Below are 22,556 nucleotides of genomic sequence, written 5' to 3'. Positions count from 1 at the left end.
TTGCTAGTATGCCTGAATTTACAATGTTCATTGCATTGTATGTATTTTATTTCACCACGCAGAAAAAGTGGATATGGCTGCTGTTCTCGTTTTTTATGCTATACGTTGCAGGTTCAAGGGGTGTGTTTGTAGCTGTACTGATAGCTTATTTTTTTTCTTTTATTATAGGAAGGTATAGCAGACTTTATTTGTTTTTATCGTTCTTAAGTTCATTACTAATCTTTCTGTTATTGATCTTCGTTTTTCCCTTAGTATTTGGTTCAGTCGATACAGAATCTCGGATGCTTGCATACGGAACCTTCAACGGCCGAGTAGAGTTACTATCCAAAGTCCTTAATGATAGTTCCTTTAGTTATCTATTTACCGGACTAAACATAGAGGACATGGGGCTTGTTAGTACATTTGATAACATATATTTTATGCTCGTTGCACATTTCGGGCTCTTCGGGTGCATTATATTTTTAGTGTTTTTTTTGAAAGAACGGATTGATAAAAAGAACTTTTATTTTTTTTCAGTCTTCCTGGGATATGGTTTTTATGCAGATATGATATTTAGTTATTACCTTATGTTTCTTTTTTTCTTCGCAATATACTCTAGCATATCAGAGGAACGGCTGGACGTATTAAGCCGCGACAAAGCAGAGCGATTGTCATTAAACTAGTCTCACCATGAAAACCAAAAAACATAAAATACTGGTACTTGGTCAAACTCCCCCGCCTTACGGAGGTCAGGCACTAATGCTCCAGGCGTTGTTAGATGGAAAATATAGGAACGCCGAACTAGTTCATGTGAGATTAGAGTTTTCAAAAGATTTCAACGACATGGGAAGTTTCAGGCTCTACAAATTCTGGGGCTTGTTTAAGGCAATTTTGCTTACTGCTATTTACCGTTTCACACAAGGAGCAGATATATTATACTACGGCCCTGCTGGGCCAAACAAATTGGGAATGTGGCGGGATGTAATATTACTTGCCCCAATACGGTTCTTGTTTAAGAAAACAATCATACATACACATGCTGGTGGCACCTCAAGATTGTACCAAAAATTACATCCAGTGGGTAAATTTCTTTATAGAGTGGCTTTTTTTAATCCCGATATTCTTATTACCCTCACGGAATATAGTCACGGCGACGAGACGGTTTTACGTGCGAAAAAGCTTTTTGTTGTTCCAAACGGTATTGAGGACAAGTTCCTTTATAATCGTCAGAGTAACGATTCTCCGACTCGGGTTGACCAACCCTACAACCTACTTTACATTGGAGCTATGTATGCCGAACGGGGAATGGTAGAGCTTATAGAAGCTGCCCGGATCCTAAAGGATAAGCGATACAAGTTCTGTTTACGGCTTGTAGGAATTTTTATCGACTCATCATTCTCAAAATACATTTCTGAGCTTGTTATAAAGCATAATTTGAGTGATTATGTTGAGTTTTTAGGAACGAAAACCGGAAGGGATAAATGGGAAATACTTCGAAATACAGATGTTTTTGTATTTCCGACATATGTTCCGTCAGAGACATTTGGAGTAGTGTTGGTTGAAGCTATGCAATTCAAAGTGCCCATAGTTGCCAGTCGCTGGAACGGCATTCCTTTTGTCGTGGGCGAGAATGAAGACGCGTTACTGGTTAATCCAAAGGACAGTGAAGATCTCGCAAGCAAGATACAGTTGCTGCTCGACAATGAAGAACTAAGACTGACAATGGGTATGAATGGCAGGAGCCATTACTTAAGTAAATATTCTATACAGTCTTTTATCAAGAACATGGACGATGTCTTTAGTGAATTATAGGTTATGAAAATATTAATTACAGGTGGATCAGGGTTCATAGGAACCAATTTTATTGAATTGCTTGAATCAAAAGGTCTAAAAGATATTTTAAACATAGATAAGGCCAGACCTTTGAATTCTGAACAAGACAAATATTGGGCAGAATGCAACATCATGTCCAGGGATGAACTATTAAAGGTGTTTCAGCAATATGAACCTACACATGTGGTTCACCTCGCTGCCAAGACAGATACAGCAAGTGAAAATCTTGAAGACTATTTCGAAAATACAAATGGTACTGCAAACGTATTGTATGCAATAGAGCGTACACAATCGGTTAAACATACGGTTATTACTTCTACACAGTATGTTTACAAATCTAATAGCAAACCCCTCCCCGATAACGACGAGGACTTTAAACCACATACAGCTTACGGCATTAGTAAAAAGATTACTGAGGAATTGACCCGTAAATCTCAAATGAAATGCAGGTGGACCATTATCCGTCCGACCAATGTATGGGGGCCGTGGAATATGCGGTATCCAAATGAGTTGCTTAAAGTTATTGACCGGGGTCTCTATTTTCATCCCGGCAAAGTTAATCCTGTGAAATCATATGCATATGTTAAGAATGTCGCTCATCAGATCATGGGGATTTTGACAGCGCCAGAAGACATAACACATCGTCAGGTCTATTATGTTGGTGACTATCCTATGAGCTCACTTTCGTGGCTTAATAGTTTTTCAAGGGAGTTAAAGGGAGGCGAGGTTAAGTCATTTCCTTTGTCTTTTTTAAGGCTCTTATCTTATGCTGGTGATATCTTAAAAAAAATGGGAATCCCTTTTCCGCTCCATTCATTGAGATTTAAAAATATGATTGATGGTTATCTTACACCAATGGATAAAACTATTAGCTCTTTCGGACTTTCGCACCCGGACCAGCAGAAGAATGTTCACGAAACGATTACCTGGGCTAGAACTGCCAATAGCCCTATGCTCAATTACTGGAAGAATAAGTGATATGGACCACTGTATGCAGCAATTTTTCAATGTATGTTTAGAATTCGATCATCAGTTACTCCGGCAGAAAATCGAAAGGAGTATCGATGGACATCGAAAGGGTTATGTCTGCGTTGTCGACGCTAACGTTCTCACGATTGCTCAAAAGGATCTCCATTTTCGTGAAGTTCTAAATAAGTCGTTAACTAATACATGCGATGGAAGTTCAATTGCGACGTTAGCGGGGATGATACATAAAAAGCCGTTCCGGGCTTTAAATGGCCCTGACTTATTCGCCCACTACATTAAAAAACCATATCGGCAACTCTTGCTTGGTTGCAATAAAGATGTCGGTACAGCGATCAAAGACAAGCTTAGTGAGCAATCGTTAGGCAACAGTCACATCCATGTGATGCCTTTACCCTTTAGCAGTGTCGAGGAGTTTGCTTACCAAGGTATCGCCAATGCTATTAACGAACTGAATCCTGATATCATTTGGGTTTCTTTGGGTGCTCCAAAGCAGGAACTTTTTATGGCTCGTCTTTTACCTTTCTTAAAGAAAGGTGTAATGTTTGGGATTGGCGCCGCTTTTAATTTTTATCTAGGAAAGATAGCGTTGCCAGTTGTAGGAATCGGAGGGTTGAAATTTATTTGGGTAAGCCGTATCTTTAGTGAACCTTCAAAGCAGATCCGTAGGGTATTGCCATATTTAGGTATTCTTCCAAAACTTTATTTTCACGAGTGGCGCAAATACAGGAGGGACAACTACTTATAGTGAATTATATATGGTGACGGTACATCTTACTGGTGCAAATGGTTTTGTTGGCACGAACCTAAAAAGGTTTCTTAATCAAAGTATTAAGTACGAGACGTATACGATTGGGCGACAACAGCTTTATGAAAGCCCATTTGTTTTTGGTGAAGACTGTGAAACGATTGTTCACCTGGCGGGAAAGGCCCACGATCTCAAAGATACGTCCGATGCGGAAGAATATGAGCAAGTAAATTATGAATTGACAAAAATGCTTTTTGACTCTTTCCTTAATTCAAACGCACGTAAATTCATCTTTGTCAGCTCGGTAAAGGCTGTTTCTGATGCTCCAGATTCAGTGCTGTCAGAAACAGATCTACCCAATCCCAAAACTCCGTATGGAAAATCCAAGTTACTTGCCGAGCAATATATTCAATCATGCTCTTTACCTTCTGATAAGCAATTTTTTATTCTTCGTCCCTGCATGATTCACGGGCCAGGGAATAAAGGCAACCTTACTCAGTTGTACCAGGTTGTAAAAAGAGGAATACCTTATCCATTGGCGGCGTACAATAATCAACGTTCATTCCTTAGCATTGAAAATTTCTGTTTCATTATTCAAGAACTGATCGATCGCGGTGACATTCCATCAGGTATTTATAATATTGCTGACGATTCACCTCTCTCCACGGTCGAAGTTATTGAAATCTTGGGAGAAGCAACTGCAAAAAGATCCAGACTATTGCACATCTCTCCCAAGTTAATCCAGGGCCTAGCCATGATTGGGGATGTTTTAAAACTGCCCTTAACCACTGAGCGTTTGGCGAAGTTAACTGAAAGTTATATTGTGAGTAACGAGAAGATAAAGCGTGCGATTGGTAAAGAGTTACCAGTCACCGCCAGAGAGGGTCTGTTAAGGACAGCAAAGTCCTTTAGTAGTTGTTCTTTATAGGATACCTTGACTATCTTCGCGGGAACTCTTTCAATTATGGACATACTTCAAGGTATAACAATTCTGATCTTCCTCTTTTTAATTGAGCTTTTATACTTTCGCATTGCCGACCGGTTTAACATCATTGATAAACCCAACCATCGCAGCTCACACAATAAAGTTACCATCAGAGGAGGCGGTATAATCTTCACAATCGCTGCCCAACTGTTTTTCGTTCTGTATGGATTTCCTTATCCGTATTTTATGTTGGGACTTTTTCTCATTACCACGATCAGTTTTCTAGATGATATACTCACACTGAGCAACAAAGTCAGACTTGCAGTGCACCTCATATCAGTTGTGCTCATGTTTGTGGAGTGGCAACTGTTTGATATGCCATGGTACTGGACCGCCGCTGCATTGGTTTTTGTGATCGGGACGATAAATGCCTATAACTTCATGGATGGGATCAATGGGATCACCGGGGCCTATAGCCTGGTCACGACTGTTACGCTTTACTATATTAATACTAGTGTTGTAGAGTACACTTCTTCCGGTATGCTCATGTTTACCGCATTAGCGCTTCTGGTGTTTAACTACTTTAACTTCAGGTTTAATGCCCGGTGTTTTGCGGGCGACGTGGGCAGCGTGAGTATCGCCTTTATTTTGCTCTTTCATATAGGCCAGTTGGTTATTAAAACCGAGAATCCTGCCTGGATATTATTGTTACTTATTTACGGGCTTGATGCAGTGATAACCATTGTTTTCCGACTGATAAGGAGGGAGAATATCTTCGAAGCGCATCGTACGCATTTTTACCAGTACTTGGTAAATGAAGCAAAAGGCAAGCATATATATGTGGCGACTGGCTATGCCATCACACAGCTTATTGTTAATCTCTTTTTGATAAGGCTGTCCGAGCAAAGCATCACCACTATGATTTTCGCTACCGGGCTAACTACAGCGCTTTTCATACTTTTGCGACTCTACATAGAAGGCAAGGATCGTTTACTAAAACGGACAAAAATTCAAGTTTAAAATACATATAACTTTTTAAAGAAGAGACTGGTTGCGGTCGTTTGAAACTACGATTTGCGCTGTAAATCAGGTTGTAGCGAATAGCTATTCAACTGCGTTTACATAATAGCACAAAAATTGTTTATATATTTACAAAAATTAAAGCCCTTGTTTAGTCAACTAAATATTGTACCCCGCTGGATCATATTGTCACTAGACCTGATCTTTTGCTGTCTGGGTTTCACGATGGCTTATGCAATCAGGCACAACTTTGATCTTAGCGATATCAACTACACGGAGTTCAGTCGCAATGTCCTGATCACTACACTGGCAAATATCATTGTATTTTTTAACGTAAAAACCTACACCGGTATTATCCGCTATACCAGTGCGCAGGACAGTATTAGAATTCTTTTCGCGATAATCATCAGCAACGGACTGTTTTTCTTTGTAAACATGGCAGCAGTAGCTTTTGGTCATGCGCCATACATATCTAACAGTATGCTGGTTATCAATGGCCTGTTTTGTTATTTGCTGCTTATCACATACAGGGTTCTGGTCAAGTACTTTTTCATGTATATCAAAAACCTCAAGTTAGATACGGTGAGGGTAATGATCTACGGAGCAGGAGAAGCCGGGGTAGCAACCAAGCGAACCTTTGATCACGATAATAAAGTTAATAAGAATATTGTTGCCTACGTTGATGACGATGAGCGAAAGGTAGGCAAATCCATTGATGGGGTAAAGATATTAAGTGCAAGAAATCTCACCCATCTTATTGCTGAACACGAGTTAGACGAAATTATCTTTGCTTCATATACAATCCCGATCGAACGCAAAAATCAGATTGTTGACTTGTGCCTGGCACAAGGAATCAAAGTACTTAACATTCCTCCTCCGGACGTATGGATTAATGGCACATTGCAAACAGCGCAAATCCAGAACATCAATATTGAAGATCTCCTGAATCGCAAGTCAATTAACATTGATATAGACGGGATTGGGAAACAACTTAAGAAGCAACGTATTCTCATTACCGGTGCCGCCGGCTCTATAGGCAGTGAGATCGTCCGACAGCTGATGAACTTTGAAGTGGGGCTGGTTATCCTGAACGACCAGAATGAATCTGCGTTGCATGAGCTGTATCTCGAACTGCAGGAGACCTACAAAGGGCAAAACTTCCACTGCTTTATCGGCGATGTGCGCGATGAAAAACGCATGGACAAACTCTTTGCGGAGTATAAGCCACATTACGTATATCATGCTGCCGCATATAAGCATGTGCCTATGATGGAAGACAACCCTTGCGAGGCCATCAAAGTGAATGTCTACGGGACGAAAACCATAGCCGATAAGTCTGTTAAATACGGGGTGAAGAAATTTGTGATGATCTCTACGGATAAGGCGGTCAACCCAACAAACGTTATGGGTGCATCCAAACGTATTGCAGAGATCTATGTGCAGTCGCTCAATAACTCCCTCAATTCCGAACAGTATATCTTTTCAAACGGACTGAGCTACATCAACGATCTGGACGTAAAGCCAATCACTAAGTTCATTACCACCAGGTTTGGAAATGTCTTGGGCTCTAACGGCTCCGTTATACCGCGCTTCAAGCAGCAGATTGAAAAAGGCGGACCAATTACCGTTACACACCCTGAGATCACCCGTTATTTCATGACGATACCCGAAGCATGCCGCCTGGTTCTCGAAGCCGGATGTATGGGAAAAGGTGGTGAGATCTTTGTGTTTGATATGGGTAAATCGGTTAAGATCATTGATCTGGCCGAAAAGATGGTACGTTTGGCCGGGCTTACGCCGCATGAAGATATTAAAATAGAATTCTCCGGACTCAGGCCAGGTGAAAAACTGTTCGAAGAACTGCTCAACGACAATGAGAATACCCTTCCTACCCATCATGAAAAGATTATGATCGGGCGGGTTCGCGAATACGACTTTAAGGATGTACAAGTAGCCATTGGCTCATTGATAGAGTCGGCCAGAGCAGGCGACGACCACAAAGTAGTGTCCAAGATGAAAAGCCTTGTACAGGAGTACAAGAGCCAGAATTCCAAATTTGAAGAATTAGACTATAAACTGTCAGAAGCACAGTCTTAGCCCATTACCGAATGAAGCGAATACTTATTGTTATCCCTTTTCTGCTGTCGCAAGCCCTATCGTCATTTGCGCAGGAACCGGCTACCCCTAACCAGATCATCCCGTATAACTTTCAGTTCTATCAAAAGCTCAACAAACAGGTTTACGATACGGAGTCTCGATTGCATAGTTCCATAAAGGGCTTCTATGCCGACGAACCACTATTAAGAGCGCGCTATGAACAGCTCATGAAAATGGGTACCGATAGCATGAACCAGCGTTCCTGGCTTTGGAGGAAACTTGCGGAAGAACACCTCATTCAGGTAAGGGATACAGACTATACTTTTTATGCAGATTTCCTGGCCGACTTTCAAATCGGCCGAGAGTTTAACGAAAGCGAAACGGTCTGGAAAAACACCAGGGGTGTGCAAATAGGCGGGACCGTAGGCAGTAAATTTTCCTTCTATTCTAATGTTTTTGAAAATCAGGGTGTTTTTGCAAATTATCTGAAGGATTTTATCAATGCTAACCAAGTTGTCCCTAGCGAGATGACCGGGAAATTCTGGGGAGAAGTTGAAGATTGGTCATATGCGACTGCCTTGTTGTCTTTCACACCTAATAAATACTTAAGCCTTTCGTTGGGATACGACAAGAACTTTATTGGCGACGGCTACCGGTCACTACTGCTTTCAGATGTAGCGGCAAACTACTCCTTCCTGAGAGTACGGGCCACACTAAGCAATGTTCAATACCAAACCATTCTGGGCTACATGTTAGATCCAGGAGCTCCCCTTTTAACAAACGATAGGAGACTTGGATACCGCGGGAAATGGGCCGCGATTCATTATTTAGACTGGAATATAAGTAATAGGCTTTCATTTGGTTTTTTTCAAGCAGTGACCTGGGCTGATGCTGAACCGGAAGGAAAGCGTGGTTTCGACTTTAATTATGCGCACCCGTTCGTATTTCTCAGAGCTGTAGAGGGTGCAAACGCACCATCACCCGACAAAATGCGTCTGGGTTTCAACGCCAAATACGAAGTCACACCCAAAACCGCCGTGTACGGACAGTTCATGTTCGACGAATTCACCGCCAGCGAATTCTTTAGCAACAAAGGATATTGGGCCAATAAATGGGCCGCACAGATCGGATTCAGGGGCTCAGATCTGTTCAACGTAGAAAATCTCAACTACCTGGCAGAATTCAACACCGTGAGGCCTTATACCTATGCGCACTTTAACCGGCTGTCAAATTACTCGGCATACAATCAGCCATTGGCTCACCCGCTGGGGGCCAATTTCAGAGAGGTTCTGGGTATCATGAACTACAGTTATCGGCGATTTGATCTCCAGGGCCAGCTCATGTACGCACGTTACGGATTAGATCGCGAGGGACAAAACTTCGGACAGGACATCTTTAAAAGCTATGAAACCAGATCGCTGGACTACGGCAGCAGGGTAGGTCAGGGCTTAAAGACCAACCTGTACTTTGCTGAAGTAAAAGCCTCCTACCTGCTCAATCCAAAGTATAATCTTCGCTTCGAACTTGGTGGTGTATACAGAAGGGAAAGCACCGATGTTATCGGTACGCAGAACACGCAGCTCATTACTTTTGGTTTAAGAAGCACATTTAGAAATCTGTATCAGGATTTCTAATCCAACCTCACCACAACCGCCTCGTCGCCCGCCAAACTCAAACTGCCCGACACCCTTGTGCCTTCCAGTTCCGTATTGGTCGACACCACAACAACGCCCGAATACTGACGCTCAACTGGCCGGAAATACGCAGGCCTGTGACTCAGATTAAGCGCCACCAAAAATGAGGCACTGCCGTCATAGCTGCGCAAATAAACAATCATCTGCTGATCAGCAAAAACCGGCGTATAAACACCCAGTACAAGCGAAGGCTCACGCTGCCTTAGCGCAATCAGCTTTCGGTATAAGGAAAGAAGGGAGTCAGGATCATTCCGCTGCAATTCTACGTTATTCCGCACATAGCGCGAATCTATACGCAGCCAGGGCTTGCCGGAGCTAAAGCCAGCGTTGTTGGAGTCATCCCACTGCATAGGTGTGCGGCAAGGGTCGCGACTCAAATTCTTCTCGGGCATGTTCAGCCCCTGCGGGTCCTGCACTTCATCAAAAGGGATCGGGATATCCCGCATGCCAATTTCATCACCGTAATACATCGTCGGCGTACCACGCAAAGTCAGCAGCAACATCGCCGCAACACGCGCCTGGTCTGTACCTATCCGGCTTACTATGCGCGGACGGTCATGATTGCCCAGCACCCAGTTTGGCCAGCCATCAGCAGGCAAAGCCCCCTCATATTCATCAATAGCGGCTGCGATCACCATCGCATCCCAGGGTAGGGAAATCAACTGGAAATTAAAGGGCAGATGGGCACCCTTGTTGTCCACACCATAGTAGGTCATCAGACGGTGTACAGGCAGATAAACCTCCCCAACCATCATTCGTTCCTCATAGCTATCCATTAGTTCACGCATCTCGCGGATCACTTCATGCACCTCCGGCTGATCCGTACTGTAAACCGGAAGCAGTCGGTCGTACGTCGGCATATACTCGTTATAATCCGGATTCACCGGGTTATCGCGCAACTGAGCATCCTTAATCATATACCAGATCACATCCACCCTGAAGCCATCCACGCCGCGGTCGAGCCAGAAGCGAAGCGTATTCAGCATAGCCTCGCGCACCTCCGGGTTACGCCAGTTCAGGTCGGGCTGCTCCTTTAAAAAACCATGATAATAGTACTGACCTGTCACCTCGTCCCATTCCCAGGCGCTGCCACCAAACACACCCAGCCAATTGTTCGGAACCCCACCATCGGCCGCTGCATCCTGCCAGATATACCAGTCGCGCTTCGGATTATCTCGTGAAGAACGCGACTCCAGAAACCAGGGGTGCTGGTCCGAAGTATGGTTAGGTACAAAATCCAGGATCAGCTTCATGCCACGGCTATGCACCGCCTCCAGCAATTCATCAAAATCAGCCAGAGAACCGAACAGCGGATCGATGTCCTGGTAATCAGAAATATCATAGCCAAAATCGGCCATCGGCGAAGGATAGATCGGCGAAAGCCAAACTGCCTCAACGCCCAGCCATTGCACATAGTCCATCCGCTCAATAATCCCCTTTAAATCACCAACCCCGTCGCCATTGCTGTCCTGGTACGATCGCGGATAGATCTGGTAAATCACGCTTGTCTTCCACCAAAGTTCTTTTTTCATATCCGAATAACAAACCTTAGTATTTTATTGTGTTAACTTATTAACTTCGTGATATGAAAGCGCTGGCCGTCATCATGACCATCCTTGTATTCCTTTCGGGGTTCGACCTCTGTGAGGAAGAAACTCGTGCGGACGTCACTGATGAAACCGTCTTCAGCCTCGCTCAGGGAACAGACAATGGGCATCAGGATACAAGCGATACCTGCAATTCCTTCTGTCACTGCGGGCACCACCCTTTTTCAGTACTCCTGCCCCGATGCCTGGAGCCCATCGCCAGCCCTCAACCTCTAAAGCAGGCCCACACCCTTACCGATACCGGTTACCCGGTGCGTATCAGCGGTGCCGTTTGGCAGCCTCCGCGGATGGTTTAAGAACCACAGTTAATAAAGCATTTCTTAAACCGTCGTCAGACACAATTTACATCAATGAAAAGATACATCCTGCTGTTTCTTGCAGCGGCATTTGCTATGCATGCCTCCGCACAGAACAGTATAACCATACAATTAAAGGACGCAGAGACGAAGCTGGCCCTGCCCGGCGCCACTGCAAGTCTGCCTCAACTTAAACTGCAAGCTGCGGCCAATGCGGAAGGTACCCTAACCTTCGCTGCTCTCCCCGTAGGAATACATCAGATTCGCTATAGCCTGATCGGCTATGAAACGAAAACCGACACGCTTAGCATAGCCCCGGGCGGCAATGCCACACAGGTCATTTTCTTACAGCCCGCCGAAGGGGAAGAACTCGACGCCGTGGTCGTGTCAAGCACCAGGAGCAGTCGCACCATAGCCAATATCCCCACACGCATCGAAGTCATCGCCGGTGAAGAACTCGATGAAAAATCGAACATGAAGCCCGGCGACATCCGGGTGCTCCTGAGCGAAAGTACCGGCATACAAACCCAGCAAACCTCGGCCACAAGTGCCAACGCATCCATACGCATCCAGGGGCTAGATGGCCGGTATACCCAGATCCTGAAAGACGGCTTCCCACTTTATTCCGGGGCAGCCAGCGGACTAGGTTTGCTCCAGATTCCGCCCCTCGATCTTCGGCAGGTCGAAGTTATTAAGGGCTCTTCCTCCACTTTGTATGGTGGAGGGGCCATAGCCGGTCTGGTCAACCTCATCAGCAAGACACCTGGCGAGGAACGCGAGCTGAATTTCCATCTGAATGGAACATCTGCCGGGGGAATCGATGTGAATGGATTCTTTTCACAAAAGTTCGGAAAAGCCGGTCTTACGGTTTTTGCGGCGCGAAACAGTAATAAGCCTTACGATCCGGCCAATATCGACCTCACCGCTATTCCCGAATTTGCCCGGTACACTTTTAACCCCAAACTGTTCCTGTACCTGTCCAACCGTACATCTCTGAACTTTGGCATCAACAGCAGTTTCGAAACACGCAGCGGCGGCGATGTCCATTACGTTAAAGGCAAGGGCGATGATACGCACAGCTTTTTCGAACGGAACAAATCCGACCGGGCATCTACGCAGTTCAATCTTGACCATCAGATAGGGGAGCAGTCACACCTCAACGTTAAAAACAGCTTCAGCTACTTCAATCGCAAAATCACGGTTCCCGGTTATGAATTCGATGGCAGTCAGTACGGCACCTTTACCGAAGCCAGCTATACGTCCTCCGGCGATAAACTGGAGTGGGTGGCAGGAGTCAACCTGTTGACCGACCATTTTAACGAAAACAGGCCTACTGCGGTCGACCTCCGGAATTACCGGCAAACCACCGCAGGGGCTTTTATACAGCAGAATCTGAAAGCTTCAGGCTGGCTTGATCTCGAAGCAGGTCTGCGTGGCGATTACGTGGTCGACTACGGCTTTGTTGTGTTGCCCCGGCTCTCTGCCTTGTTTAAGATCAGCGACCGGCTGAATTCCCGGCTTGGAGGCGGACTTGGATACAAGACGCCCACTATATTCACAGAAGAGAGTGAGCGCATCCAATACCAGCATGTCTTGCCTATTTCCACCGATGTCAATAAGCTGGAGAGAAGCTACGGTGCAAACTGGGACATCAATTATCGCACAGCCCTGTTTGGCGACCAGGTAGCCTTCAGTATCAACCACATGCTGTTCTACACCTTTCTGAATCACCCGCTCCTCATGCAGCAGGAAATTGGGGGCAACTACCGCTTCATCAATGCTGCGGGGCATATCGATACCCGGGGGATGGAAACGAACGTTAAGCTCAGCTATCAAGATTTTAAACTGTTCCTTGGCTATAGTCTCACCGATGCCAAGATCCATGAAGGCGATGAACTCCGCCCTAATCCGCTCACGGCCAAACACAGGCTCAACAATATACTCATGTACGAAGCCCATGAAAAGTGGAAGCTGGGTGCAGAAGCCTATTACTTCAGCAGGCAAAACCTGAACGATGGCGCCACGGGCAAACCCTACTGGATTTTCGGATTTATGGCCGAGCGGCTATGGGAGCGCTTCTCGCTGTACATCAACTTTGAGAACTTTACGGACACCAGGCAAACACGGTTCGACAGCATTTATACCGGCAGCGTTTCCAACCCCGTATTCCGGGACATTTATGCGCCGCTGGATGGATTCGTGGTCAACGGCGGACTAAAAATAAGGTTGTAGACTAACGTGCCAGGGGTAGGTCAAACGAAAAGGCCGAGCCCTGGCCTAATGTGCTTTCGGCCCGGATGTGGCCGTCATGCCTTTCAATAATCTCCGCACAGAGGTACAAGCCAATGCCAAAGCCAGAGGCGCCGAACTTGTTGGTATCTTCCACACGGAAATAGCGTTCAAAAATTCGTGGTAAGTCCTCCGGCTTAATGCCAAAGCCCTCATCCTTCACCCTAACCGTAGCTTTGCCGCCGCTTACCCTGCAGGTCACTTCCACCCGGGTGCCGGTTAAGGAATATTTCACCGCGTTCGTCAAGAAATTACTGATCACCTGGCCAATCTTATCCCTGTCGGCCAGCACCATGGCCGATGGGCCCGGATCGAATATGAACTGGTGACTGTCGAACATGGTATTCGCTTCATCCTCCAGCTCAGACACCAAGGCACTCAAATCGAACTCCTGCGGATCCAGGTGCAGTTTGCCCGCTTCCAGTCGCGATATGTTCAAAAAACTGTTGATCATCCTGGTCATCTTTTTCAGCTGCAGGCCAGATTTCTCCAGCAACCCTTCCGCATAGGCATCTTCCGTTTTCCGTGCGCTCCGTTGTAAAAGCTGCAGGTATGCATTTAAAGAAGTAAGTGGTGTTTTCAGCTCATGGCTTACCATCCCGATAAAATCATCCTTGCGCTGCTCGTCCTTTTTCCTTTCCGTAATATCCTGCAAGGTACCGTTAAGGCTCAGCGGATTACCGTTCTCATCAAAAAGGGTTTTGCCCTTTGCGCGCACCATCCGCGGTACGCCTGTCAGTTGATGGATAATGGTATATTCAATTTCATAGTTGCCTCCCGACTGCGGGGTCAGTGCACGTCGTATAGCAGCATCAACACGGTCACGGTCCTCGTCTGCAATGGCAGCTGTAGCTGTTTCCAGCGCCAGGTGTTCAGCATGGCCCAGCCCAAACCAGGATTTTAGCAGATCATTGCCCGAAAGCCGGTTATTGGCCGGGTCGTAATAGAAGGCGCCAAGCTCGCCCGACTCCATGGCCAGGTTAAGCATCTCCTTTACCTTCGTGGCCTCCTGCCTGGCCTTAATCATATCGGTGATTTCGTCCAGGATAACCAGTACACCAGTGGTATTTCCCGAAGCATCCTTAAGCGGCTGATAAGCAGAGTTTACATAGGCCTCCCGCAAACCCCCATTGTCATACAGCATTACCCTGAACTCACTGTTAACCCGTTTTACGCCTGTCCGGAGCACCTCGTCCAGCCAATCATATACGGGCTGTCCTTTCAGTTCCGGGCGGGCTATACGGTGCGGCTTCCCCAACACCTCTTTAGCCGTACGCCCCCATATCTTCAAGATCATTTCATTGGCCTGCTCTATGATATGATCAGGCCCAGTCAATACAGAAATGCCAACGGGCGACCGCTCAAAAATAGATTGCAGCCGGGCCTCACTCTCCGCAAGTTTATCGTTATAATGTTTAATATGTTCAGGAATTTCCGCAGCAGCATTGAAAGTCAGCACCAGGAAAGACGTCCGTCCCAGGCTGTCGGGAAAAGGTATAGCAGAAAGACCAGCCTCATTTAAAGGAAGCCCCGTGTCCCATGCATCCTGTAGCCTCAACAAAAGTTCCGGGCTTACCTGACCGGAAACAGCCTCCGCCAGCTTTTGTCCTACGAGGCTTCGCTGATGGTTCCACCTGGCCAGCATGGCATCATTTACATATAGGATATTCAAGTCGCGGCTGTTAAAAACAACCGTTTCGTTGGCCGACTGGTTAAACAGTTGCAGCAGCAGGTCTTCGCCGGAAAACATATCTGAGGTGATCATTGGGGGCGGCCAAAGATAGCAAATTCCCGGTACATCCTTCTTGATCGACTAAATCGGCTTAATTCCGTTGGTCTTCAATTCCCCAACAATATGCTCGCCAATAGCCCGGCCTACGTTCACACCATTTATAATGCCGTCCATAAAATGGATGCCGCCCCAGTACCGACTCATGGCAGCTTCTTTCGCGGCAGCGTTAAAGGAAGTAAAACGTCTTGGCTTCAAGCCATAAGGCTCCTCCACATCATCCGTATAGCTGTAGTTGTCGCCAAAGTAATAAGTCAGGATCGCAGCCGTGGTTGCCGAAATATGCGAGTGCCCGCTCATGTACTCCGGAAAGGGAGGCGTTTGCAGCATAGGCTTCCACTTCTTGTCTATCAGTCGCCTGATGGCCGTTTCCGGACGTATCCTGTTGCTGCGGTACTTCTCATCCCAGCAGCTGATAAAGCTATCCGTTAAACCAGCGGCCACGATCGTATAGATCTCCATCGTCTTCGCGAAGCTGAGTTTCTCCTTCTGGCAGGCTATACCCGTTATGCCTACCCAGTGTGCTCCCGGCGAAATTTTCTTCAAGCCCACCATCAGGTGACCCTCATTCTTCAGCGCAAAAGGATTGCAATCCCAGAAAGCCGCAATCTCGCGGTTTTCCTGGGTTAATCCCGAGCCCCCATCAATATAGTTGGCCATAAGCAATTTATAGAACTCCGAATTTTTATCCGACGAATAAGGCACCGGGGGTACCGATTTAAAAGCCTCTGCCGAATCGATCAGGAAAGGTCTCACCGTATTAAAGTAGGGCTCAACCGGCGCAAAATAAGCAGGTGGGGTAGGGTGCCAGCTGCCTTCATCGGTTGTCGGCGTATACCTCGGATAATTGCTGATCCGGTTATACCGGTCCTTCTTTGCATAGCCCATGATCTGCTTTACCACCTGGGTGGCGTACGACTGCGAGCGGGTTATCACGTCCTCCGGGAAGCCCAGTCTGCGACACGAATCCAGGAAACGTTGTTCAAATACATCAAATTTCTTTCCCGATGGCTGCATCCGCTTAGCCGTTCCCGTCATTGCCAATATTGCACTAAGCTGGGTTGAGTAAGCACCGGAGTCGGGCGGACTGCTGATCTCGGGAAATTCATTGAATACTCCTTTCAGCGACACCACCGAAGAGTCATTTAAACTTAGCACGGTATAGCCCGAAATACACGAGTATGCATAGAAACGCGCAGCAAGCGGCGGGTTGGATACATCGTGGATCATCAGCTGGGTCATTTGCTCCAGCACACCTGCAATATCTTTGTTGGTGAGTTCAGGATACTTGCCCTCCCTCTTGCAACTGCCCAGGCAAAGCAGCAGCGCTGCGCATAGTAAAAAGTGTTTCATGGTTATGTTTGGTTACTGCTAAGTTATATATTTAGGCGTGAATACCGAACAAAAAATCTTCTACCCGCAATTGGGTTTCCTCAAATCAGTAGAGCCGCCCCAATCCCCGATAATCGGCAAGGATTTTGCATTGGAGCAGTCAATCAACTGACCGATCTTCAAGATGCCGACCAAACTGGAACTTTATGAACGCGTAACGCCACTCGCCGGCCTGGGGATATGGGAGCGAAACCTGGTGACCGGAGAAGCCTACTGGAACCAGATCATCCGGGAAATATTCGAAATTGAAGCCGCAGAGACGCCTGCAATGGACGAGGTGATCATGTTTTATAAAGACCCGGCCCGGATCCGCGCCATCCTCGACGAGGCCATGCGATCGGGCCAGCCACATACCGGCACCTTTGAGATCAGCACAGCAAGTAATGAGCAGAAATGGATAAGGCTGCGCGTGCAGAGCCAGATCGCAGGCGGTGCATGCGAACGTATTTACGGAACCATCGAAGATATCACCGACAACGTCAGGCTGCTCAACGAGCTCCAGGAGAAGGAAAAGCGGTTTTCTGAAGCTTTCGATCACGCGCCTATAGGCATGGCACTGGTATCGCCCGAGGGCCACTGGATCAAAGTAAACGAGAGTTTGTGCCAGCTGCTGGGGTATAACGAGCAGGAGTTCATGAACCATACCTTCCAGGAGTTTACCTATCCGAAAGATCTCGACTCCGACCTTCGGCAAATGACCCTGCTGCTCAACGGCAAGATACAGCGGTACAGCATGGAAAAGCGCTACTACCGCGCCAATGGCGTCCTTATCTGGGCCCTGCTTAGTGTATCGCTTGTGCGCGATGCGGCCGGTAACCCCCTGTATTTCGTATCGCAGGTTAAAGACATTACCCAGCGGAAACGCAACATGGAAACCATCCGCGATCAGAACGCCCGGCTGTTGAATTTTGCGCATATAATTTCCCATAATCTACGTTCTCACACGGGCAACATCCGGATGATGACGAGCATGATCTCCGAAGAACAAGATGAAGAGGAAAGAATTAAACTTGTGGAGATGCTCGACATTAATGCCAACAATCTCCTTGAAACGCTCAACCATCTTAATGAGGTCGTTAAAATTCACGACAAAGGTCAGGCCGATGTTGCCGAACTACACCTCCGGCAGCAGGTAGAGCGCGTCATGGAAATACTCGGCCCCTCGTTCCGCGCCGCCAGGGCAAAAGTAGACCTGCAGATAGATCCTGCGCTGGTCATTAATTACAGTCCGGCCTACCTCGAAAGCATCCTCATCAACCTGCTTACCAATTGTTTAAAATATAAGCACCCAGAACGCAAGCCCGAAATATCCATATGCGCGGAACTAGCCGATTCCTTCATCCAACTCAGCATAAGCGACAACGGCCTGGGCATCGACCTCGAGCTGCACGGGCATAAACTGTTCGGAATGTACAAGACCTTCCATAAACACGAAGACGCGCGCGGCATGGGGCTCTTTCTCGTCAAAAACCATGTCGAAGCCATGGGCGGAAGGATCCATGCGGAGAGCAAGCCCGGAGAAGGAACCAAATTTACCATGGAAATCAACACCCACACATACACACACGAATGAGCAAAATTGATATTGCATGCCTGATCGACGACGACAGGATGTTTACCTATTTGTTGAGTAAACAAATGAAGCTGATGGATTTTTGTGAAGGCGTACTTGTTTTCAACGATGGTCTCGATGCACTCAAATACCTCAAACCCATAATTGAATCGCCCGAATCTTTGCCCTCGGTTATCCTTTTAGACCTGAATATGCCGGTGCTCGACGGATGGCAGTTTCTCGACGAGTTCACCAAATTCAAGCCCAATAAGAAAATAACCATCTACATTGTTAGTTCCTCTATTGATCAGCAAGACCACCTTCGGGCCGCGCAGTACCGTGAGGTGTCGCGTTTCTATGTCAAACCCATATCCAAAGAACACCTGGTAGAGATGCTGGAAACCCTGAACAATAACGACATCAACTCTTAGTAAGCTTTGCGCGGTTCGACAAGTACGCCGCTACCAGGATAATGGCGATGCCCAGGACCTGGCTTACAGAGATATGTTCATTGGCCACCAATACGCCCAGCAGCACCGCAATAATAGGGTTTACATAAGCATAGGTGCCCACTACCGCTGGTGGCCGTACAGACAGCAGGTAGTACGAGGCGGTGAAAGCGACAACCGAACCCGCAACGGCCAGATAGCTGATGGCAGCCCAGGTGCGCAGGGATACCTGGCTGAAGCTAAACGAGGCCAGCGGATCGGCAAACAGACTCACCAGCAGGCAGGCCACCGCGCCGCCCAGCAACTGCCAGCTCACATCCGGGAAAAGGCGGCCAGCCTGCGCATGGTTCTTATAATAAATTGAGCCCACCGCCCAGCTTAAGCAAGAGCCCAGCACAGTAAGCGAGGCGATCAGCTTCATCGTCCCGTCTTCCGAGCCGCCCGAAAGCTGATCCTTAAATAGTAACAATATGCCCGCGAGTCCCAGCGCAATGCCGGCAAAAGTAAGCCAACTGTTGAAATAGCCCTTCCAGTTTTTGCGGTCAACCACAATATACCAGATAGGTAGTGTAGACACCAGCACCGCGGTAAGTCCGGACGACAAATACAACTCGGCCCAGAACAGCACACCCTGACCCAGCGTAAGCATCACCGCCCCCAGCAGGATATTCCTCCACACTGTATTATCAATAAGTTGCTGTCGCCGCACCACACAAATAACCGCCAGCAGCAAGCCGGCAACCACGTACCTAAAGCCCGCCATCAGAAAAGGGGGGAAATCTTCCAGACCGATCTTAATCGCCAGGTAGGTCGTCCCCCAGATAATATATACAGCCGCAAAGGCTAAAATAACCTTAAGATCAAGGGATCGGAACCAGTTGTTCATTGCGCCGGGTCAAATACTGCCACGGCAACACGCGAATCAGCACAGCCATAATACAGGAACCATTTCTTCTTAAAGTACACCAGGCCTTCAATAAAAACGGTGCCTGCGGGGTACTGACCGCTCTTCTCGTAGGCTTCCCTCGGGACCAGGAAAGGCTCGTCGAGCCTGTTCAGCACTTTTGTAAAATCTTTGGAATCGAACAGGATCTGCCCGGCAGCATAAGTATTCGCTGTGTAGCGCTTGTCGCGGGTCTCGCCCCCCGAATTTTTGCCGTTGTATAAAAGAAGAATGCCCTTGTCGGTCATCACAGCAGGCGGACCGCATTCCGTCAGATCGCTGTCGAAATAACCTTTTCTGGGTTTAGCGATATGGAGCAGGTTGCCCGATTCATTTAGCAAGGGTTCCCAGTTGATCAGGTCGGTCGATACAGCCGGGTTAATAAAACGTTCGCCCCAGTACATCAGATACTTGCCATTCACCTTGGTAATCACCTGCTTGTTGCCTTTCAAGCGCGTAACCACCGAGCCCGATTTGCTGGCCATGTCGGCAAACCGTCCGTTATGCGCACGCTTAAATGCCGGCCCGTGCTTTTTCCAGGTTCGCAAATCCTTTGATGTAGCTACCGCAAGTCGGGGCACTTTCCTGTTCCACTGCGTGTATAACATCACAAAAGTGCCATCCTCAGTCCGCGCTACCCTGGGGTCTTCACAGCCTCCCGGCCATTCCATTTCCTTCTGGTCGTCATTGGCCGGATAAAGCACCGGTTTGCTGTCTCTCCTCATGCTGATGCCATCGGCGCTCGAAGCGATCCCAAGCCTGGAAGTACGCTTGCCTATCCCGATGCCCGACATATCTTCCGCGCGGTACAGCACGTAGATGCTATCGCCCATTACGGCCGCAGCCGGATTAAAGGTGTCGCTGGCCTCCCAATGTACCGGCTTTCCCGACATCGGATCAGGAAATACGGTAGTCGTGTCGGGTAAGATAACCGGCGCGCTGCCGCCGCGGACAAACGGCGTCATGGTCCAGTTGCCGCTTTGCTGCGTGAGTTTTTGAGTAGTACATCCCGCACTTGCTACGGTAAGGAGCAGCGCGAGCACAGGTTTAAAAATTATATTCAGGTTCATCCCGTCAAGATATCATCTTAAAACGAATTACCCAAGCTTCCGTTGTCGTTAATTTTTCCCATCATGGTGTGAATTTTCCCATCAAGTTCCCCGGCAGCCGTACCAAGCATATCTATATATTCCGAGAGTTCATGATGAGGTAAGGTTTTGATCACATTAACAAGGCCGAGGATAGAGGCAACCGGCCGGCGTATCTCGTGCGACTGGATCCTGGCGATTTCCGTCAGCGCTTCGTTCTGCTGGGTGATCTTAAGTTCGTGCGCCTTTCGGGCAGAAATATCCGTTGCATTATAAGACACCCCGATAATACGTCCGTCTGTAGCATACACCGGATCATAATCTATTTGCCACCAGATATCCTCCTGCGCATAACTTAGCCTAACATCATTGCTGACGCTCTCGCCCTTCATTGCCCGCTCGAAGTTTGCTTTGAAGACATCCAGGTGCTGCGGATGCACATAATCCGTGATCTTGTCGCCAATGTTGATCCTCATAACTGAGTTGCGTTTCACAAAATCGACAACAGCCTTATTGTAATGCAATACTTTATAGTCGGGCCCCAGAAACAGGTGGCAGGCCGCTGAGCTTTCAAAAAAGGCCCTGATTTTCGATTCCGAGCGCTTTGCGCGCTCAAATTGTTCCTTAAGGATGTCCACACTCAACTCAAAGTCGAGCAGCATCATAGCCTGGTCCCTCAGAACACCGAGCATCAGCCGCTGCTCCTCGTTCAAGTCGTTCGGTTTCATGTCAATCACGCACAAGCTCCCCAGCAACGCCCCGTCGGCAGCCCTCAGCCGCGCACCCGCGTAGAACCGGATATTCGGATGGCCTGTAACCAGGTTATTCTCCGCAAACCGGCTGTCCTTCTCGGCGTCCGGAACAACCATGATCTCCTCCTGAAGTATAGTGTGATTGCAAAAAGCGTCCCTACGTTCGGTATGCGTTAAGCTGGTTCCCGATCTCACTTTGAAATGCTGGATATCCTCATCCAGAAAAGTAATGAGACCAATTTCGCAATGGCATATCCTCGCTGCCAGGTCAACAATACGCTGAAGCTCGGCCTCCCGCGTTATTTCAAGATTTAAGAAGCGTCGGAGAGACTTGAGGCGTTCGAGTTCTGATAAGGGCATGCGTTAGTGTTTGTTTGAACATAAGCAATATCCAGACCATAAAATTGTTTAAAACCAGAGCCTAAAGCTTTTCGATTTCTTCTATAGTGAGGCCAGTAGCTTCTGAGATGATCTTGATGTCGATGCCTTTGCTTTTCAAATGCTTTGCTATCTCCACCTTTTCTCTTTCAGCACCACGAGCTTCCCCTCTCCGATAAAAGATATCGTTTTCTTCTTTAAAAAATGTACTTACTGACTGCATAATTTCTTCAAGTTGATGTACAAGATTGGATCGCAACTGTACAAATATACGTAATTGATAATGCTGTACTCTGCCATCCTGTACACCATCTCTACTTCGTTGGCTACCTGAAACTCCAGATGTAAAACATAAATATCTCCTGCGCTGTCGGTCACTTTCTTAAGCGCATCAGGTTTACGTTCTTTTGTATGCTGGATATCGTCTGGCAGCTCCTCACTGGCTACGATGTCGAGATGAAGCAAGTCCTTCATAATCGCTGGCAGGGTAGCTTCCAGGTTTTCCTTAATGATCTTGTCGTACTGGCTCGTCTGTCCTGAATTCTTTCGCATCTGTATTTTTCAGCAGCAAACTTAATCAGGAATAACCATCCGCTGGTAGTCACACAACAAATTTATTTACAGTTGGTTACGAAATATTTTGAGGTGATAATCAAGGATTTGAACAATAGCTCAACATCACGAGATTTCACCTCAAAATAATTTAAATGATTTTAGCAAATAAAATCGCAGACAACCGTA

General features: G+C 47.1%; 19 protein-coding genes. 10 read left to right on the top strand and 9 right to left on the bottom strand.

Going from position 1 to position 22,556, the window contains the following annotated elements; translation table 11 throughout:
• Window positions 1–669: 669 nt before the first annotated feature.
• From QEP07_RS09730 to QEP07_RS09700, 7 genes are all read left to right on the top strand, one after another.
• Window positions 670–1,791: a glycosyltransferase family 4 protein gene (locus tag QEP07_RS09730; RefSeq protein ID WP_285009879.1), complete on the top strand. Its 1,122-nt coding sequence runs from the start codon at window positions 670–672 to the stop codon at window positions 1,789–1,791.
• A 3-nt stretch (window positions 1,792–1,794) separates the two neighbouring features.
• Window positions 1,795–2,790 (top strand): NAD-dependent epimerase/dehydratase family protein, encoded by a 996-nt coding sequence (locus QEP07_RS09725; protein ID WP_285009878.1) that lies wholly within the window; start codon window positions 1,795–1,797, stop codon window positions 2,788–2,790.
• Between the two features lie 13 nt (window positions 2,791–2,803).
• On the top strand, window positions 2,804–3,544 hold the full coding sequence (locus tag QEP07_RS09720; RefSeq protein WP_285009876.1) for a WecB/TagA/CpsF family glycosyltransferase: 741 nt from the start codon (window positions 2,804–2,806) through the stop codon (window positions 3,542–3,544).
• Between the two features lie 10 nt (window positions 3,545–3,554).
• Window positions 3,555–4,472, top strand: coding sequence for an NAD-dependent epimerase/dehydratase family protein (locus QEP07_RS09715; RefSeq protein ID WP_285009875.1), 918 nt, complete (start codon window positions 3,555–3,557; stop codon window positions 4,470–4,472).
• A gap of 36 nt (window positions 4,473–4,508) precedes the next feature.
• Window positions 4,509–5,489 carry an MraY family glycosyltransferase gene (locus QEP07_RS09710; RefSeq protein ID WP_285009873.1) on the top strand — a complete coding sequence of 327 codons (981 nt, stop codon included), beginning with the start codon at window positions 4,509–4,511 and terminating at the stop codon, window positions 5,487–5,489.
• 147 nt (window positions 5,490–5,636) lie between these two features.
• The gene (locus QEP07_RS09705) at window positions 5,637–7,586 is read left to right on the top strand and encodes a polysaccharide biosynthesis protein (RefSeq protein ID WP_285009872.1); all 1,950 of its coding nucleotides are present in this window, start codon (window positions 5,637–5,639) and stop codon (window positions 7,584–7,586) included.
• A gap of 11 nt (window positions 7,587–7,597) precedes the next feature.
• Window positions 7,598–9,220: a gliding motility protein RemB gene (locus tag QEP07_RS09700; RefSeq protein WP_285009871.1), complete on the top strand. Its 1,623-nt coding sequence runs from the start codon at window positions 7,598–7,600 to the stop codon at window positions 9,218–9,220.
• On the opposite strand, the gene QEP07_RS09695 is transcribed toward QEP07_RS09700, so the two are convergent.
• Complete coding sequence (locus QEP07_RS09695; RefSeq protein ID WP_285009869.1) at window positions 9,217–10,812, bottom strand: alpha-amylase family glycosyl hydrolase; 1,596 nt, start codon at window positions 10,810–10,812, stop codon at window positions 9,217–9,219. The two genes, QEP07_RS09700 and QEP07_RS09695, sit on opposite strands and share 4 nt — an antisense overlap.
• Window positions 10,813–10,844: 32 nt before the next feature.
• Window positions 10,845–11,033: a hypothetical protein gene (locus QEP07_RS09690; RefSeq protein ID WP_285009868.1), complete on the bottom strand. Its 189-nt coding sequence runs from the start codon at window positions 11,031–11,033 to the stop codon at window positions 10,845–10,847.
• Between the two features lie 204 nt (window positions 11,034–11,237).
• Here QEP07_RS09690 and QEP07_RS09685 point away from each other — a divergent pair, with 204 nt between their 5' ends.
• Complete coding sequence (locus tag QEP07_RS09685; RefSeq protein ID WP_285009867.1) at window positions 11,238–13,415, top strand: TonB-dependent receptor; 2,178 nt, start codon at window positions 11,238–11,240, stop codon at window positions 13,413–13,415.
• A 1-nt stretch (window position 13,416) separates the two neighbouring features.
• Here the strand turns inward: QEP07_RS09685 and QEP07_RS09680 are convergent, their stop codons facing one another.
• Both QEP07_RS09680 and QEP07_RS09675 read right to left on the bottom strand, forming a co-directional pair.
• Entirely contained in the window at window positions 13,417–15,237 is a 1,821-nt protein-coding gene (locus tag QEP07_RS09680) for a PAS domain-containing sensor histidine kinase (RefSeq protein ID WP_285009865.1), read from the bottom strand.
• Window positions 15,238–15,285: 48 nt separating this feature from the next.
• Window positions 15,286–16,614, bottom strand: a complete 1,329-nt coding sequence (locus QEP07_RS09675) for a vanadium-dependent haloperoxidase (RefSeq protein ID WP_285009864.1) — start codon at window positions 16,612–16,614, stop codon at window positions 15,286–15,288.
• Window positions 16,615–16,777: 163 nt separating this feature from the next.
• On the opposite strand from QEP07_RS09675, the gene QEP07_RS09670 reads away from it, so the two are divergent.
• Window positions 16,778–18,226 carry a sensor histidine kinase gene (locus tag QEP07_RS09670; RefSeq protein WP_285009863.1) on the top strand — a complete coding sequence of 483 codons (1,449 nt, stop codon included), beginning with the start codon at window positions 16,778–16,780 and terminating at the stop codon, window positions 18,224–18,226.
• The gene (locus QEP07_RS09665; protein ID WP_285009860.1) at window positions 18,223–18,636 is read left to right on the top strand and encodes a response regulator; all 414 of its coding nucleotides are present in this window, start codon (window positions 18,223–18,225) and stop codon (window positions 18,634–18,636) included. Before QEP07_RS09670 ends, QEP07_RS09665 begins: the two co-directional genes overlap by 4 nt.
• Here QEP07_RS09665 and QEP07_RS09660 read toward each other — a convergent pair.
• The 5 genes from QEP07_RS09660 to QEP07_RS09640 all read right to left on the bottom strand — a co-directional run bounded on the left by QEP07_RS09660 (window position 18,626) and on the right by QEP07_RS09640 (window position 22,367).
• On the bottom strand, window positions 18,626–19,540 hold the full coding sequence (locus QEP07_RS09660) for an EamA family transporter (protein WP_285009857.1): 915 nt from the start codon (window positions 19,538–19,540) through the stop codon (window positions 18,626–18,628). The two genes, QEP07_RS09665 and QEP07_RS09660, sit on opposite strands and share 11 nt — an antisense overlap.
• Window positions 19,537–20,667: a beta-1,2-mannosidase gene (locus tag QEP07_RS09655; RefSeq protein WP_285009855.1), complete on the bottom strand. Its 1,131-nt coding sequence runs from the start codon at window positions 20,665–20,667 to the stop codon at window positions 19,537–19,539. Before QEP07_RS09655 ends, QEP07_RS09660 begins: the two co-directional genes overlap by 4 nt.
• A 17-nt stretch (window positions 20,668–20,684) precedes the next feature.
• On the bottom strand, window positions 20,685–21,797 hold the full coding sequence (locus tag QEP07_RS09650; protein ID WP_285009854.1) for a sensor histidine kinase: 1,113 nt from the start codon (window positions 21,795–21,797) through the stop codon (window positions 20,685–20,687).
• 61 nt (window positions 21,798–21,858) lie between these two features.
• On the bottom strand, window positions 21,859–22,038 hold the full coding sequence (locus tag QEP07_RS09645; protein ID WP_285009852.1) for a hypothetical protein: 180 nt from the start codon (window positions 22,036–22,038) through the stop codon (window positions 21,859–21,861).
• Window positions 22,026–22,367, bottom strand: coding sequence for a hypothetical protein (locus tag QEP07_RS09640; protein ID WP_285009850.1), 342 nt, complete (start codon window positions 22,365–22,367; stop codon window positions 22,026–22,028). Before QEP07_RS09640 ends, QEP07_RS09645 begins: the two co-directional genes overlap by 13 nt.
• Window positions 22,368–22,556: the final 189 nt, after the last annotated feature.

This window comes from Pedobacter faecalis (assembly GCF_030182585.1).
In the GTDB taxonomy this organism is placed as follows: Bacteria; Bacteroidota; Bacteroidia; order Sphingobacteriales; family Sphingobacteriaceae; genus Pedobacter; species Pedobacter faecalis.
Note: the sequence above shows the minus strand (reverse complement) of the source record. Positions and strands in the feature narration are given on the sequence as shown.